The following is a 14,068-nucleotide window of genomic DNA, read 5'->3' as shown; positions in this document are numbered from 1 at the left end:
GATAATTGGTATCTTTTTAGACCAATTATCCTTTATTTTTGAATCTTTATAAATAAGGATGACTGCTGGTTATTTTTACCCTTCATGAATTTGCCTTCAAGCGAACATATTAATAATTAAATCAAGATTTATTATAATAACAACTGGGTGAATGTAAAATGAATATACGACGAATAAACAATCGAACTCAAACCGTCATGATATTTAAAAATGATCAAAAATTAGAAGAATTTCCATCTATCCAAAAAGCTGCCAAATGGTTGAAACAATATGTTGGCTACAAAAATTTACCACTCCGCCAAGTATATAATGGAATTCATTTTGGAGAAGGTTGGGAAATATATGGTGCTACATATACATTTACAACAAATGTAAAAACTGATGAAAAATATTTCCAAGAATCAAAGCAGGGCAACTCTATAAGGGACTTTAAACCAACTGGTTATTGGCTTTTTTTCGTTAACTCTTCCCAACCAACGATTGATAATACTGAAGACTTATTATCTATTCCTTCATGGCAGAAAGACTGGTTCGCTCCAGGTCAATTAGGTGCTCTCGTTCACATAGACCAACAATCTATACAAGCAGACAATCCTACCATCCATGCACTTATCGAAATAATAGACACACCTACTGATTGCAAAAACGAAAATAACTATCAAGTTCCGATCAATTATATAAAGAGTATAGAGGATAACGACATTTTTTTGTCAGATACTTTTATAGACAACCTAGTAAAAAGTAATATCCAACCATCCATACCAGTAGCTCGTACAACCTTTCAGTCCATTATACAGAAAATCGGTCCATTACCAGATCTAATGTTAGAAAAGATTGATCTAACAAACGATAATTCGCTTCATGTTATAGAACAGAAATACCAACATGCTGTACCTGAAGTTAAAGAAAGACTGAGCAAGTGGATTGAACATAGTCCAATTGCTCAACAATATAAACAACGTTTAAATTGTTCTTGCCAAATTTGTGACGCACAAGGTAAACAGGTTGTTACATTCCAACAACCAAATGGTGACTATTATGCAGAAGTCCATCATATCATGCCGAAACCGAACGGAGCGACCAAGTATTTAGCTCAACATAACCTCATAACTGTTTGCGCGAATCACCACCGCCAACTACATTATGGTAATGTACAAATGATCGAAAATACCAATAACCATTTTCTGTTTGTGATTGACGGCGAGCAAGTGAAAGTTGCTAAGTAATCAACTGAAAATCTGCATCGTGGTAGGTACTCGATCAAGACCTAAGCGGATACCTATCACCTGTATTTAACCACACAATCATTTCCCAGGAAAGCGCAAGAAGTAATATTTTTTGACACAATATGACATTAACTGACTACTTGTAACCTTCTTGTCCCTCTTGTATACACGACATCATATATTTCTAGTTGGTACCAGGTAAATTTTTCTCCTTTAACCAGCCAAGAAACATCCATTTTGGTTGGAATCATTTTACCATCCACCATTTTCATTTCTTTTACTTCCCCAATGCATTCCAATGGTTCTGCATTGTCATCATGATCCTTATAACGCATCGCACTAACCTTATCGAGGTTACCATCCTCATCAAAATAATAGATTGCAGAACCGGTTTTACCTTTATAAGACATTGTTGCTTGCGCTGTTGTGGGATTTAACGATTCCCATGTTATATATGGCTCAAGCGCAGCCGAAGGGTACCATGGTAATTCTAATAGAAAACGTTGCATCGTTGATTGGTCTACCTTATTATTATTTGCTATGTGAACTACAGGGAGTATCGACAATAGTTCCATTTGCATCCTGCCATCCCCATCATGGAAAACATCTTTTCCAGCAACGTGAATAAGTGGCATCATTTCCACCGATGCATTCCAAACAAATCCTGGTCGTTTCACTGACACATATTGTTCCGCTTCTGCCTTGTACCACTTTTTTTGATCTGGCTTAAGTTTCATCTGTCCCTTTTGTTTAAACGATACTGTCACAATTGGTTCCGTTTCGATTACCTTATTTTGTTGTAACCATTGCCGAATGATTGGGGGCACAGATGCTAACCTTGATTTTGTAGGAACGACGGATTGTTCTGTTTGAGCTTCTGTTAACAATTGTTCAATATCTTGATTCGCTTCCGTTCTTAATTGCCACGCCCCCATTGCAACAAAGGCTACAACTAAAATAATAACGTTTACAACTGTTCCAAACTTTGCGTCTTGCCATGAAAAAAAGATAACAGTTTGTGAAAATGCCACTGTGATAATGGCCGGTAACCACCACAAGTTATTATTCAATAATAGTAAAAGACCAATAGCAATAAATAAAAAAGTAGTGACTAACCAAATCAGGCCAATAGACTTTGAAATTTCTACTTTAAGTTGATTAACCTCAACGAGTTTAAACGCTTTAACAAAACCTAATAGATGAATAAGTCCATGAACCGACACCAACAGTATAAAAGCATATTTCATCACCCAAACCTCCCCAAAATAGTTTTCCTTTCCTTTTATTGTAACCCCTTACATATTTAAACGAAGATTATTTATTTAACAATTCTGTTAATATTTTAATTAGAGAACCCTCGCCCACTTGTAACAGCAGTTTTTTTTCGGGGGAGATTTAACATACGAAACTCACCAACAATAAGCATCTGCAATAATACGATTGTTGCTTTCGTTGTTCCTAGTTTATTCAGAACTGTTTAAGTTTTTTCTGAGTTTCAATAACATCATTCGTTTCCTTTCGGAGGATATTTGTGAGGTGAGAGGCAAAAATTAGTAGACACTTTTACTACTTTCCACTTCGTTCACTAATATCCTCTAAAGTTCTGTTACTTATTTATCACTCTCTTACATAAACCCATCGTAACGTTTCGCAACTAAGGCTGAATGGACATAATTTATCATGGTAATATAGTCAAATACTGGTAGGTTTACGGCAGCTTGTATCGCTTTCGCATACGGTGGTAGACTGCTGCATTCTAATAAGAGTATTTTTACTTCGGGGTGATCAATTACAAGTTGTTGTGCAACGGATACAACTTCTTGCTCGACAAGATCTGGATCAATCTCACCTATTTCTTGATGTGCTGCTTTACGAAAATGTTCTTGGGTTTCCATTCCACGAACACAATAATCAGAGGTAGAATTGATGCCGATTATTTCAAGTAGATCGTCATCAAAATCAGTGGCCTTACTACAAATGATACCGACTTTCTCATCTGTACGAAGCATCGTTTTAATAAATGGAAGTTGAAGAAGACTCGACATAAACACAGGTACTTGTAGTTCATTTGCTATTTGCTCTTGATATTTCAGCATGTAACCACAATCACCTGTCACCGCCCTCACCCCTTCGCGAACAAGATCATGACCAGCTTCTAAAATGGGTTCGAGCATTGACTCATCTTTTTGAAGTAGTTTATCAAAGGTAAAACCTTTTACCCGCTGGAAACGAACCGGGAAAGAATAAGTCGTTGCATTACCGACATCCCCTGGAATAAATGGGGTAAAGGTTTCTAACATCAAAATACCAACTGACTCTCCATAGCTAACTTGGCCTTTATTAGCTTTTATTATCACCCGCTAATCCCCTTTCTGTTGGTGCCTGTCGTTTAAATAATGTGCCAAGGCCTGGTTGTACTTGATAGTGACCAGTCAACCTTAACGCTTCCCAAAAACTAACTTGGTTCGCCGTTAAGACAGGCTTATTAACTGCCTTTTCTAGCTCCTCTATCCATTCAACTGAATGTAGAGCTGTATCAGGAATGAACAGTGCATCTGCCCCGGCACAATCATTCTCCACTGCAAATTGAAGCACTTCTTGCTTTTTCAAGGTGCCTACTTCTGCAGCCGTTATAATCCCTTTACTAGCATATTGAACGACTTCAATACCAAAGCTTTCTAAAAAGTTTTTAAATAAAAGCGCAATATCTTTTGGATACGTTGCTGCGATCGCTACCCTACTAACCTCAATCGCTTGCGCTGCTCGGACAAATGCCATTGCAGTTGTTGAAGCTGGTACATGTAGTTGTTCCTCTAACGTTTTTATTTGCTTTTTTATTCCATTGATACCTTGCACAAAACTTGCACTTGTAGATGTCCATAATACCGACTTGATCCCTAGATCTTGCAAATGTTTGGTACCGTCGATAATACGTGGTACACTCCCCATTTCACTAAGTGCTTCCACTGTATGTGCATCTTGATTAAAGTCAGTATGAACGAGCTCCACGCCTACTTCTGGTTGTACCATTTTTCCTATGCGTGGATAATCATCTTCTGCAGCATGACCAGGGTACAAAAACCCTACTTTTATAATTTGATCCTTTTGTTTCATTCCTATCCCTCCAACTTAAGGCGCTATATATTTTTCTGAATTTTTAATTTATTCTAGGGGATAGTCTAAACTAGTGTCAATAATAATTACAATTTTTTCTACATCAGGTTGTTGTAGTATATTCATTTCATTTAACAATCGTTAGAATTTTTTAAATCCCCCTTTAATCCTAATCAATAGCATTGTATAATACCTCTAACTCATCATTTCCACTGCATTCATATAGAAAGGGGGCTGTTACTTTTGGAAACGTTAACCACAGATGTATTAATTATTGGCTCTGGGGCAGCAGGATTATCAGCTGCTGTTTATGCCGCACAATCTAATAAAGATGTATTAATCCTGGATAAGGGCGTAATCGGAAGAAGTGGATCATCAACCGGGGCAGTTCAAATTGCAGGATTAGGTGAATGGTCAGACCCAGGCGATCACAAACAAAGCTACCTAAACGATATCAATGTAAGTGGCCGTGGCCTAAGTGACCCACAGTTAACAACAAGATTAGCAGAAGATATTGAACCACGTTTAAAACAACTGATTGACTGGGGATTAAAACTCGACAAAGACGAACATAAACAGGTTGCGATCTCCCATACCTCGGGACATTCCGTTCCACGTTCCTTGAGTGCCAAAAAAGGAAAAACTGGTCTAGGCATTACCCATACCCTAAGAAAAAAAGCTACGAACTCTCCCCATATCCAAACTTGGAGTGATGTCATCACAGTCGATTTAATTAAAGCTTCTGAACGAGTTATCGGTGCTGTTGTCTTCGATTTAACAACCAACAAAACTTATTTTATCCAAAGCAAAGCGGTCGTTCTTACCACTGGTGGGATTGGTCAATTATTCCCTATTACAAGTAACCCTGTTCAAGCCACAAGTGATGGTTTTTCACTTGGGTTAAGCGTAGGTGCAAGATTAATTGACATGGAGCAAATACAGTTTTATCCTGTCAGCATTATAGCACCGCAAGCAATTGCTGGTTTTTGTATTAGTTTTTATCACTATGCAAAACTATTTAATAACAAGGAACAACGATTTATGGAAATCTACCAACCAGATACGTTAGAAGATTCAACTCGGGATAAGTTATCGATTGCGATTGCCTCAGAAATAGCAAAAGGCAACGGAACTCCCAACCAAGCCGTTTGGATTGATGCTCGTGATGCTATAGAACAAGTGAAAAGAGAATTTCCACATGAATATAAGGTATGTAACGATCGTGGTGTTAATCTAGCAATAGATCGAGCTGAAATCGGACCTGCTGCCCATTTTATGATGGGAGGCATTCAGATCAATCAAGAAGCAGCCACTTCTGTTCCAGGTCTTTATGTTGCAGGGGAAACAGCTGGTGGTTTGCATGGAGGTAACCGACTAGGCAATAACGCCTTATCGGAATGTATTGTATTTGGAGCAATTGCGGGAATGAATGCCGTAAAAGAGGCAGAACGTGCAACCATACTTTCTGTTGATCCATCATTGTGGAAAGCATCTAGTGAATATATTTCACACCTTTTTTCAGCAACTAATGGTCGTGTGCGTCCCTTCCAATTAAAAGACGAGATCCAAGCGATTATGGGACAACATGCTAGTGTAATTCGCACCACAGAAGGACTGGAAACAGCTGAAAAACAACTAAAAAGAGTAGAACACAACTTAGCTTCTATCAAGATTACCAATACAAATGTTTATTCTCGTGAACTACTCGATGCCATAGAAGTACGCCACATGCTGCGTACAGCTAAAGCAATAATTAAAGCTTCCTTACAAAGACAGGAAAGTCGTGGTGCTCATTATATTGAAGATTTTCCACAACAATCTGAAACCATTCAGCACACGTTTATCAACAATAAGGGTGGTAAGCTTATAGCACGATCTCAGCCTGTCAAAGGAGGCCCTACATGAAAAAGATAAATGTTAACATTACGAGAACGGATAATACTGTTAGTACCTATCAGGTTGACTATCATCAAGGAATGACAGTTCTTAATATTTTAGAACAAATCTATCGCCACCATGATGAAACCATTGCCTATCGATATTCATGTCGTACAGGGTTATGTACTACTTGTATGATGATGATTAATGGAAAACCTGACCTTAGTTGTCAAAAAACGGCTGAACTTGGTAAAGATGGTAACCTATCATTAGCTCCCCTTCCCAAAGGAACAACGATTCAAGATTTAGTGAAAGAACAATAAAAATAACGCTCAGAATAATTCTGAGCGTTTGACCATTATAAAGTGAAACCTCACTTAGTGGGATTTTTGGTCTCCCACACTAGTGTAAGTACCACAAGGAGAGACTAGCAGACCCTTGAACCATGCGGGTTGAAAGCGACAGTTAACTCCCACTTAAACACCTCCATTTCATTTGATGTTTAAAGTGGGAGTCTTACGAACGGTTGCACCGGGATAATCTACTACATTTCCCTAAGGTGATCAGCAAAAGCTTGTAGCATTTGTTCAGATGAAACTTTTTTATTACCTCCACCCTGAGCAAATGATGCTGTTCCTCCACCTTTACCTTCAATCAGTGGTAACACATTTTTTAGTAGTACATTGGCATCTATCGTTACTTCTTCACTAGTTGCACATACGATTTGTGTTTTTTGATCTGTCTGATTAACCATCGTAACGATGCAATCTTTCATCTTCATCGCCACTGTTTTTGCCAAATATTGGACTTCAGTCATTGGTCGCTGTTGAAAAATAGCTTGAACTAATTGATATTGGGGGTATGATTTTGCATCATTGATTAACTCATCTGCTTCATGTTCCATTAACTGCGCCTTTAATTCATCAATTGATTTTTCTAGATCCTTCGTTTGTTGTAGAGTTTGTCTTCCTACCTCAACTAACTGTTTCTGCGGGGCATTAAACAGATCTGTTAACTGCCTCATCACTTTATGGTTTTGGTCAAGTTGCTGCATTACGCGGTTCCCACAAACAAAGTAAAGCCTTAGTTTCTTTTTTTGCTTTTCCCAATTTAATATTTTTATGGCACCTACCTGTCCTGTTGCATTTGGATGTGTGCCACCACAGCCATTATAATCAAAGTTTGGTATGATCACTAATCGAATATTTTCATTCACAGAAAGATCTTTTCTTAATGGATAATTGGCAGCCTCTTGTTCAGATACCCACTTTGTTTCTATTGAACGGTTTTCCATCGTGATTTGATTTGCAATTGATTCCACTTGATTAGCTTCTCTATCATTTAAGCTATCAATCGCTAGGTCTATCGAACATACCTCTTTCCCCAGATGAAAGCTAACCGTTTTATATCCAAAATGGTCTTCAAATGCTGCAGATAAGATATGTTGACCTGCATGTTGTTGCATATGATCGAAACGTCGGTCCCAATCAATTTTTCCACTATAGATTTCCCCCAGTTCTAGTGGACTTTCAATGTAATGACGAATTTCACCATCCACTTCCTCCACATCATAAACCTTAACACCACTGATGTTTCCTGTGTCATATGGTTGACCACCACCAGTTGGATAGAAAGCGGTTTGTTCCAACACAACATACTGGCCTTTTTCATCTATATCACGTTTGTTCACTTTAGCTGTAAACTTACACATATAGGTATCTTGATAATATAATTTTTCCGTTGACATCTTTACACACACCTTATCCAATAAATCATGCTTCCATTTCTATTCGGGATTTGGATACCACTGATAAGTAGCTAAATGAACCGAACCATTTCGATCTACTCTTATCCCTTCTGCCTGTAAACTTAATAGTTGCTCCTGATACACCGCATCATCTTGAATAGCAATCTGTCCCTTTGCATTGATGACTCGATGCCACGGAAGCTGGTATTTTTTACTCATCGAATGTAGAATACGAACAACTTGCCGTGCCCCCCTTGGGCTTCCAGCAAGTTTAGCAATTTGTCCATATGTCATAACCTTACCTTGTGGGATAGCTCGAATGATCCCTATTACTTGCTCGGTAAAAGGCGTCATGATGATAACCTCTACCTCCTATCAATGATTTGCTTGCACTGAGTCAGTATAAATAGTAAATAATATGCAAAATCAAACATTCAAAATATGTTTCTCATCAGTCGAAAAGCTTTTGGGTGTTTTCTTATCTAAATCATCTGAACAAAATGTGACATGATTTTTGCTGTTAACCCCCAAATCACTTTATCTTCATAAATATAAAAATATTCATCCATTTTTCTTTGGCGCCAATTATAATTCTCGCCACCTATAATCAATTCAAACGGAAAGTCATCTTCAGGTCGAACATCTATACTTACTTGATGAATTTGCGGTTTGGTTTGCTGAAAAAAAGTTAGTGGCACTACAAACACTTCCTCAACCTCAGCAGGATTAGGTTCAATCTTATCGATATTGTGAATGATCCCTACATATGGATAAATGATCATCTCAAATGGGGAGATCATATAATCTAACGGATAAACATCTGAAATTTCTGTTCTCCTAATCCTTAGTTCCTCCATTGTTTCCCGTATCGCCGCTTCTTGTTCTGACGGATCTTCTTCGTCAATCCTCCCACCTGGAAAACATATTTCACCAGGTTGCCGTCTTAGCTCTTGTGAACGGACTTCAAACAATACATGAACCTCATCGTTTTGTTGAACAAGTGGTATCAGTACAGCTGATTTTGAAAAATGCTCTATGCCTAAAATCGTCGGCGTATGATTTTTCACCCGATTAATAATCTTGTTCGGATCCATATCTTCACCTCTAACTCTTTTACTTATCTTATTGTATCATTTTATTGAAAAAATTTTATATTTTTTCAACTATTACTTAAAAACTTATAACGATGTTTGAACTATCCATTAAATGGAAAACATAACAATTAAATTCCAATGTAGAGGTGGTATATATGAAGGGACATTTACAAATTAAATTACTTGGGGTCATAGGAATCATTGGAAGTGTGTTATTTGTACTTTTCACCATATTACACCCACCTACATTCAATCCTTGGAATTCGACAGATACTTTTGAAAAAGTTTCCCATCACTCATTTTGGGTTATCGATCATATATTTATTACAATTGGTCTTGTTTTCTGGTTAGTTGGACTTTCTGCTGCTAAAGTTGTCATTCATGAACATGGTATCTTAAAAACTGTAGGGTCATCAATGTTTCTGTTGTCCCTTGGTATTTGGATCATTATTATGACATTTGAAATAGGAATCATACCAATGCTAGTACATGCCATCGAACAACACCAATCAGAAGTATTACTAACTTTCTGGTTTGTTATATTTGGGTTTGGATTACTGGCTGGATATTTCGCCTTTATTTTCACATGGATTGGAGTACTACTTTACAGTTTAGCACTACAAAAAGAAAAGTTTCCGAAATGGTTCCGTTTATCAGGTGTTTGGAGTAGTTTACTTGGTGTATTAGGGATAATTATTAGTTTATTGTATATGGACTACGTCATTATAATTCTTGGACTTACATCCGGACCGCCATTTATTTGGACGATCATTTTGTTAAGATTTATGATGAGACATAAAAGTGATCATGCAATTCATTTTAGTTGACAGGGGATTTCTCGCAAGTTATCACCCAATCATACAGCATCTTGGTCATCCCACCAAGCTTCGGCATAGTGCCTTTTGCTACAAAGATTTGCCTTAAAACCTAGACTTGGGCTTTTCCTAAAAAGGAATTATTTATTGTGAATTTTTATAGATTCATTTCTTTTCAAAAAAACTTGACATCAACAAGACAAACGACTTTAGCGCAAATAACTAGACTGATTCCCCCAAAAAAAACCACGACGAAATTATGTTTTCTTATCAGTACAAAAAAAGGTTGTACTTAATAATAATTAAGTACAACCTTTTTTGGAGTAAAGCTAAATTGATATGGAGCCTAGCGGGATCGAACCGCTGACCTCCTGCGTGCAAAGCAGGCGCTCTCCCAGCTGAGCTAAGGCCCCTTAAATTACAATAAAAATGGCTGGGCTAGCTGGATTCGAACCAGCGCATGACGGTACCAAAAACCGTTGCCTTACCGCTTGGCTATAGCCCAATAATGGCGGAGAAGGAGGGATTTGAACCCTCGCGCCGCTTACGCGACCTACACCCTTAGCAGGGGCGCCCCTTCAGCCACTTGGGTACTTCTCCATGGCTCCACCGGTAGGATTCGAACCTACGACCGATCGGTTAACAGCCGATTGCTCTACCACTGAGCTACGGTGGAATAATAATCCAATATAATTTATTCCATTCAGTAGTATTAATCAAAAACAAAGAGACTATTACAAATCACTAATTTTTTTATATGAGAAAAAAAGCTACTAAAAGTAACTTTTCCGATGGGCCTGAGTGGACTTGAACCACCGACCTCACGCTTATCAGGCGTGCGCTCTAACCAACTGAGCTACAGGCCCATATTAAATAATGGAGCGGGTGAAGGGAATCGAACCCTCGACATCAGCTTGGAAGGCTGAGGTTTTACCACTAAACTACACCCGCATATACAATTGTTTTTTCATCTTATTATCATTCACGTTCAGACATGCTCGTCTCGTTGCAAGTTATTTCGGCGAAGCAGACGCTCCTCGCAACTCGTCGTTATTTCGGTGAAGTTTTGCTCGTGGCTGAGGTTTTACCACTAAACTACACCCGCATATACAATTGTTTTTTCATCTTATTATCATTCACGTTTAAACAATGCTCGTCACTCATCCCTATACAAATAGTATGGGGCGGCCAGTGGGGATCGAACCCACGCATGCCGGAACCACAATCCGGTGCGTTAACCACTTCGCCATGACCGCCATGTTTTATTAGAGCAGGGGTAGTAGGAATCGAACCCACATCAAAGGTTTTGGAGACCTTCGTTTTACCATTAAACTATACCCCTATGTAAATAAATGGTGGAGGGAGTAGGACTCGAACCTACGAACCCGATGGGAGCGGATTTACAGTCCGCCGCGTTTGGCCAACTTCGCTATCCCTCCACTATTTTAAAGTGGTGGCTCGGGACGGAATCGAACCGCCGACACACGGATTTTCAGTCCGTTGCTCTACCGACTGAGCTACCGAGCCTTATTCTGTATAATTTTTTCTTGTTTTTTTCTCGCTCTCCATCTTACTTCGATGTTTTTTCAATAATGCTCTGTGCTCGTCACGTTGCTTGTTTATTCGGCGATGCCTACGCTCCTCGCAAAACCTACATAGATGTTATTCCACTGAGGTTTACGGTTTCTCTACCGACTGAGCTACCGAGCCATTATATATTTAAATGGCGGAGGAGGAGGGATTCGAACCCCCGCGAGCCGTGAAGCCCCTGGCGGTTTTCAAGACCGCTCCCTTCAGCCAGACTTGGGTACTCCTCCGTTTTGCTAATAGTACAAAACATTAATTAATTGTTTATCTAATTTAATGAAAACTCTATTATAGCGGCGGAGGGGATCGAACCCACGACCTCACGGGTATGAACCGTACGCTCTCGCCAGCTGAGCTACGCCGCCACAATAATAAAATGGAGCCTAGCGGGATCGAACCGCTGACCTCCTGCGTGCAAAGCAGGCGCTCTCCCAGCTGAGCTAAGGCCCCATAATAATAATTTTTAAATGGTCGGGAAGACAGGATTCGAACCTGCGACCCCTTGGTCCCAAACCAAGTGCTCTACCAAGCTGAGCTACTTCCCGCAAATGGCGCGCCCGAGAGGAGTCGAACCCCTAACCTCTTGATCCGTAGTCAAACGCTCTATCCAATTGAGCTACGGGCGCTTATGGTGCCGAGGGCCGGACTCGAACCGGCACGATAGTCACCTATCGCAGGATTTTAAGTCCTGTGCGTCTGCCAATTCCGCCACCCCGGCATGGCTGATGATTTGATTGGAGCGGAAGACGGGATTCGAACCCGCGACCCCCACCTTGGCAAGGTGGTGTTCTACCACTGAACTACTTCCGCACTTGTGCAGAATATAATGACTTTAACGTCGGTCATGGGAGGTGACCGATCTTAGTCAAAGTTCCTTAGGATGCGGGTGGAGGGAGTCGAACCCCCACGTCCGAAGACACTAGATCCTAAGTCTAGCGCGTCTGCCAATTCCGCCACACCCGCTTGATTGAGTGATGAGCCATGGAGGATTCCGACGCCGTAGGCTAGTCCTTGTTTCCACTAAAATTTAACGAAACAAGGGGAACCGTGGGTGAGAATCCATAACCATAACATCCTTGATGAGCCATGGAGGATTCGAACCTCCGACCCTCTGATTAAAAGTCAGATGCTCTACCAACTGAGCTAATGGCTCGCAATATCATTTAGTTTTATTCATTCGCAGTATTTTGTATAAATACTAGTAATAGAATGAAGCATATTCGGCGATGTTTACGCTCCTCGCTAAACCTACACTGATGTTATTCCATGAGATTTACGATTTTTCTACCAACTGAGCTAATATCTCATATATAATTTAAATTAGTTCATAAATTCACTTTCTTTTTCACATGAATAATGGTGCCGGCCAGAGGACTTGAACCCCCAACCTACTGATTACAAGTCAGTTGCTCTACCAGTTGAGCTAGGCCGGCTAATAAAATATTTACATTATTATTTTAATTGAGCAAGAAGTTAAATCAATAGATGTATTGTGCTCGTCACGTTGCATGATTTATCGGAGAAGTTTACGCTCCTCGCAAAACCTACAATGATGCTTATTCAAAGAGGTTTACGGTTTCTCTACCAGTTGAGCTAGGCCGGCTTATTATATGGCGGTCCGGACGGGACTCGAACCCGCGACCTCCTGCGTGACAGGCAGGCATTCTAACCAACTGAACTACCGGACCAAAAAAGTTGAAACTTATAATTTAAAAGCAAATTATTATCTAGCTAAAAAGTAACCCCATTGTAGTTAGACAAAAAATGGTTGCGGGGGCAAGATTTGAACTTGCGACCTTCGGGTTATGAGCCCGACGAGCTACCAGACTGCTCCACCCCGCGATAATAAAAAAGTGTTTAAAAATTTAATGGTGGAGGATGCAGGGCTCGAACCTGCGACCCCTTGCTTGTAAGGCAAGTGCTCTCCCAGCTGAGCTAATCCTCCATATTAATTGCTAGTTTATTATATAGTTGAATATTAAGTGAAGTTATTTTCACTTTAGCAAAAAATAGTGACCCGTACGGGATTCGAACCCGTGTTACCGCCGTGAAAGGGCGGTGTCTTAACCACTTGACCAACGGGCCATAAAAATGGCTCCACAGGTAGGATTCGAACCTACGACCGATCGGTTAACAGCCGATTGCTCTACCACTGAGCTACTGTGGAATATTATATAAGCTTAGCGGCGTCCTACTCTCGCAGGGGCAAAGCCCCAACTACCATCGGCACTGAAGAGCTTAACTTCTGTGTTCGGCATGGGAACAGGTGTGACCTCTTCGCTATTGCCACTAAACATTATCCTTTATTAGGACAAGATATATTATATATGAAATCCATTAAAAATGCAAGTGTTTTTTAATTATACCTTGAAAACTAGATAAGAAAGTCTCAAGACAATACAGTCTAGCTCCACGGGCTAAATGCTCGCTCCGTTTGCTATATATAGTTAAGTCCTCGATCTATTAGTATCCGTCAGCTACACGTGTCACCACGCTTCCACCTCGGACCTATCAACCTCATCGTCTCTGAGGGATCTTACTCATTTAAAATGATGGGAAGTCTCATCTAGAGGTGGGCTTCATGCTTAGATGCTTTCAGCACTTATC

The 14,068-nt window shown here is 39.8% G+C and carries 10 protein-coding genes, 25 tRNA genes and 2 rRNA genes; 4 read left to right on the top strand and 33 right to left on the bottom strand.

From position 1 onward, the window contains the following. Positions 1–158: 158 nt before the first annotated feature. Entirely contained in the window at positions 159–1,226 is a 1,068-nt protein-coding gene (locus FCI53_RS17795) for an HNH endonuclease signature motif containing protein (protein WP_138420371.1), read from the top strand. A gap of 128 nt (positions 1,227–1,354) precedes the next feature. On the opposite strand, the gene FCI53_RS17790 is transcribed toward FCI53_RS17795, so the two are convergent. The 3 genes from FCI53_RS17790 to FCI53_RS17780 all read right to left on the bottom strand — a co-directional run bounded on the left by FCI53_RS17790 (position 1,355) and on the right by FCI53_RS17780 (position 4,340). After that, positions 1,355–2,473 (bottom strand): DUF6920 family protein, encoded by a 1,119-nt coding sequence (locus FCI53_RS17790; RefSeq protein WP_138420370.1) that lies wholly within the window; start codon positions 2,471–2,473, stop codon positions 1,355–1,357. A 378-nt stretch (positions 2,474–2,851) separates the two neighbouring features. Beyond that, a complete protein-coding gene (locus FCI53_RS17785; protein ID WP_138420369.1) occupies positions 2,852–3,583 on the bottom strand; it encodes an aspartate/glutamate racemase family protein in 732 nt (243 codons plus the stop codon). Then, entirely contained in the window at positions 3,567–4,340 is a 774-nt protein-coding gene (locus tag FCI53_RS17780; RefSeq protein ID WP_138420368.1) for a maleate cis-trans isomerase family protein, read from the bottom strand. Before FCI53_RS17780 ends, FCI53_RS17785 begins: the two co-directional genes overlap by 17 nt. Positions 4,341–4,583: 243 nt before the next feature. Between FCI53_RS17780 and FCI53_RS17775 the strand changes: the two genes are divergently transcribed. Further along, positions 4,584–6,245, top strand: coding sequence for an L-aspartate oxidase (locus tag FCI53_RS17775; protein ID WP_138420367.1), 1,662 nt, complete (start codon positions 4,584–4,586; stop codon positions 6,243–6,245). Next, on the top strand, positions 6,242–6,541 hold the full coding sequence (locus FCI53_RS17770; protein WP_138420366.1) for a 2Fe-2S iron-sulfur cluster-binding protein: 300 nt from the start codon (positions 6,242–6,244) through the stop codon (positions 6,539–6,541). Before FCI53_RS17775 ends, FCI53_RS17770 begins: the two co-directional genes overlap by 4 nt. Positions 6,542–6,762: 221 nt before the next feature. Here the strand turns inward: FCI53_RS17770 and FCI53_RS17765 are convergent, their stop codons facing one another. The 3 genes from FCI53_RS17765 to FCI53_RS17755 all read right to left on the bottom strand — a co-directional run bounded on the left by FCI53_RS17765 (position 6,763) and on the right by FCI53_RS17755 (position 9,059). Beyond that, positions 6,763–7,965, bottom strand: coding sequence for an alanyl-tRNA editing protein (locus FCI53_RS17765; RefSeq protein WP_138420365.1), 1,203 nt, complete (start codon positions 7,963–7,965; stop codon positions 6,763–6,765). A gap of 39 nt (positions 7,966–8,004) precedes the next feature. Further along, positions 8,005–8,319 carry an MGMT family protein gene (locus FCI53_RS17760; protein WP_138420364.1) on the bottom strand — a complete coding sequence of 105 codons (315 nt, stop codon included), beginning with the start codon at positions 8,317–8,319 and terminating at the stop codon, positions 8,005–8,007. 128 nt (positions 8,320–8,447) lie between these two features. Continuing rightward, complete coding sequence (locus FCI53_RS17755; RefSeq protein WP_138420363.1) at positions 8,448–9,059, bottom strand: NUDIX hydrolase; 612 nt, start codon at positions 9,057–9,059, stop codon at positions 8,448–8,450. A 155-nt stretch (positions 9,060–9,214) separates the two neighbouring features. On the opposite strand from FCI53_RS17755, the gene FCI53_RS17750 reads away from it, so the two are divergent. Next, positions 9,215–9,886 carry a hypothetical protein gene (locus FCI53_RS17750; RefSeq protein WP_138420362.1) on the top strand — a complete coding sequence of 224 codons (672 nt, stop codon included), beginning with the start codon at positions 9,215–9,217 and terminating at the stop codon, positions 9,884–9,886. Between the two features lie 328 nt (positions 9,887–10,214). Here FCI53_RS17750 and FCI53_RS17745 read toward each other — a convergent pair. The 27 genes from FCI53_RS17745 to FCI53_RS17615 form a co-directional block, all read right to left on the bottom strand. Then, positions 10,215–10,287, bottom strand: a tRNA-Ala gene (locus tag FCI53_RS17745). Between the two features lie 17 nt (positions 10,288–10,304). Then, positions 10,305–10,379, bottom strand: a tRNA-Gln gene (locus FCI53_RS17740). A gap of 4 nt (positions 10,380–10,383) precedes the next feature. Further along, a tRNA-Ser gene (locus FCI53_RS17735) sits at positions 10,384–10,474 on the bottom strand. A gap of 1 nt (position 10,475) precedes the next feature. Continuing rightward, positions 10,476–10,550 (bottom strand) — tRNA-Asn (locus FCI53_RS17730). Between the two features lie 116 nt (positions 10,551–10,666). Continuing rightward, positions 10,667–10,740, bottom strand: a tRNA-Ile gene (locus tag FCI53_RS17725). 11 nt (positions 10,741–10,751) lie between these two features. Further along, positions 10,752–10,825: transfer RNA gene (locus tag FCI53_RS17720), tRNA-Gly, on the bottom strand. Between the two features lie 229 nt (positions 10,826–11,054). Next, a tRNA-His gene (locus tag FCI53_RS17715) sits at positions 11,055–11,130 on the bottom strand. A gap of 15 nt (positions 11,131–11,145) precedes the next feature. Continuing rightward, positions 11,146–11,216 (bottom strand) — tRNA-Trp (locus FCI53_RS17710). 11 nt (positions 11,217–11,227) lie between these two features. Beyond that, positions 11,228–11,313, bottom strand: a tRNA-Tyr gene (locus tag FCI53_RS17705). Positions 11,314–11,325: 12 nt separating this feature from the next. Then, positions 11,326–11,401, bottom strand: a tRNA-Phe gene (locus FCI53_RS17700). Between the two features lie 197 nt (positions 11,402–11,598). Then, a tRNA-Ser gene (locus FCI53_RS17695) sits at positions 11,599–11,691 on the bottom strand. A 61-nt stretch (positions 11,692–11,752) separates the two neighbouring features. Further along, a tRNA-Met gene (locus FCI53_RS17690) sits at positions 11,753–11,826 on the bottom strand. A gap of 12 nt (positions 11,827–11,838) precedes the next feature. Further along, positions 11,839–11,911, bottom strand: a tRNA-Ala gene (locus tag FCI53_RS17685). 18 nt (positions 11,912–11,929) lie between these two features. Further along, a tRNA-Pro gene (locus FCI53_RS17680) sits at positions 11,930–12,006 on the bottom strand. Positions 12,007–12,010: 4 nt separating this feature from the next. Then, a tRNA-Arg gene (locus tag FCI53_RS17675) sits at positions 12,011–12,087 on the bottom strand. A 3-nt stretch (positions 12,088–12,090) separates the two neighbouring features. Beyond that, positions 12,091–12,179: transfer RNA gene (locus FCI53_RS17670), tRNA-Leu, on the bottom strand. Between the two features lie 17 nt (positions 12,180–12,196). Beyond that, positions 12,197–12,271, bottom strand: a tRNA-Gly gene (locus FCI53_RS17665). Positions 12,272–12,342: 71 nt separating this feature from the next. Beyond that, a tRNA-Leu gene (locus FCI53_RS17660) sits at positions 12,343–12,424 on the bottom strand. A 117-nt stretch (positions 12,425–12,541) separates the two neighbouring features. Then, positions 12,542–12,614 (bottom strand) — tRNA-Lys (locus FCI53_RS17655). A gap of 204 nt (positions 12,615–12,818) precedes the next feature. Further along, positions 12,819–12,894: transfer RNA gene (locus FCI53_RS17650), tRNA-Thr, on the bottom strand. 178 nt (positions 12,895–13,072) lie between these two features. Beyond that, positions 13,073–13,149, bottom strand: a tRNA-Asp gene (locus FCI53_RS17645). A 77-nt stretch (positions 13,150–13,226) separates the two neighbouring features. Beyond that, a tRNA-Met gene (locus tag FCI53_RS17640) sits at positions 13,227–13,303 on the bottom strand. Between the two features lie 27 nt (positions 13,304–13,330). Then, positions 13,331–13,406 (bottom strand) — tRNA-Val (locus FCI53_RS17635). Positions 13,407–13,474: 68 nt separating this feature from the next. Beyond that, positions 13,475–13,546: transfer RNA gene (locus tag FCI53_RS17630), tRNA-Glu, on the bottom strand. A 7-nt stretch (positions 13,547–13,553) separates the two neighbouring features. After that, a tRNA-Asn gene (locus FCI53_RS17625) sits at positions 13,554–13,628 on the bottom strand. Between the two features lie 11 nt (positions 13,629–13,639). Then, positions 13,640–13,755: ribosomal RNA gene (gene rrf / locus FCI53_RS17620) — 5S ribosomal RNA — on the bottom strand. A gap of 149 nt (positions 13,756–13,904) precedes the next feature. Then, positions 13,905–14,068, bottom strand: a 23S ribosomal RNA gene (locus FCI53_RS17615); the annotation flags it as partial.

Origin of the sequence: Aquibacillus sediminis (assembly GCF_005870085.1) — a bacterium.
Taxonomy (GTDB): domain Bacteria; phylum Bacillota; class Bacilli; order Bacillales; family Amphibacillaceae; genus Aquibacillus_E; species Aquibacillus_E sediminis.
The sequence above is the reverse complement of the archived record's forward strand: the minus strand, read 5'-3'. Positions and strand labels throughout refer to the sequence as shown.

Coding starts and splice junctions, on each gene's coding strand:
- FCI53_RS17795 (WP_138420371.1), top strand. CDS start 159: ATGAATATACGACGAATAAACAATCGAACTCAAACCGTCATGATATTT.
- FCI53_RS17790 (WP_138420370.1), bottom strand. CDS start 2,473: ATGAAATATGCTTTTATACTGTTGGTGTCGGTTCATGGACTTATTCAT.
- FCI53_RS17780 (WP_138420368.1), bottom strand. CDS start 4,340: ATGAAACAAAAGGATCAAATTATAAAAGTAGGGTTTTTGTACCCTGGT.
- FCI53_RS17770 (WP_138420366.1), top strand. CDS start 6,242: ATGAAAAAGATAAATGTTAACATTACGAGAACGGATAATACTGTTAGT.
- FCI53_RS17765 (WP_138420365.1), bottom strand. CDS start 7,965: ATGTCAACGGAAAAATTATATTATCAAGATACCTATATGTGTAAGTTT.
- FCI53_RS17760 (WP_138420364.1), bottom strand. CDS start 8,319: ATGACGCCTTTTACCGAGCAAGTAATAGGGATCATTCGAGCTATCCCA.
- FCI53_RS17755 (WP_138420363.1), bottom strand. CDS start 9,059: ATGGATCCGAACAAGATTATTAATCGGGTGAAAAATCATACGCCGACG.
- FCI53_RS17750 (WP_138420362.1), top strand. CDS start 9,215: ATGAAGGGACATTTACAAATTAAATTACTTGGGGTCATAGGAATCATT.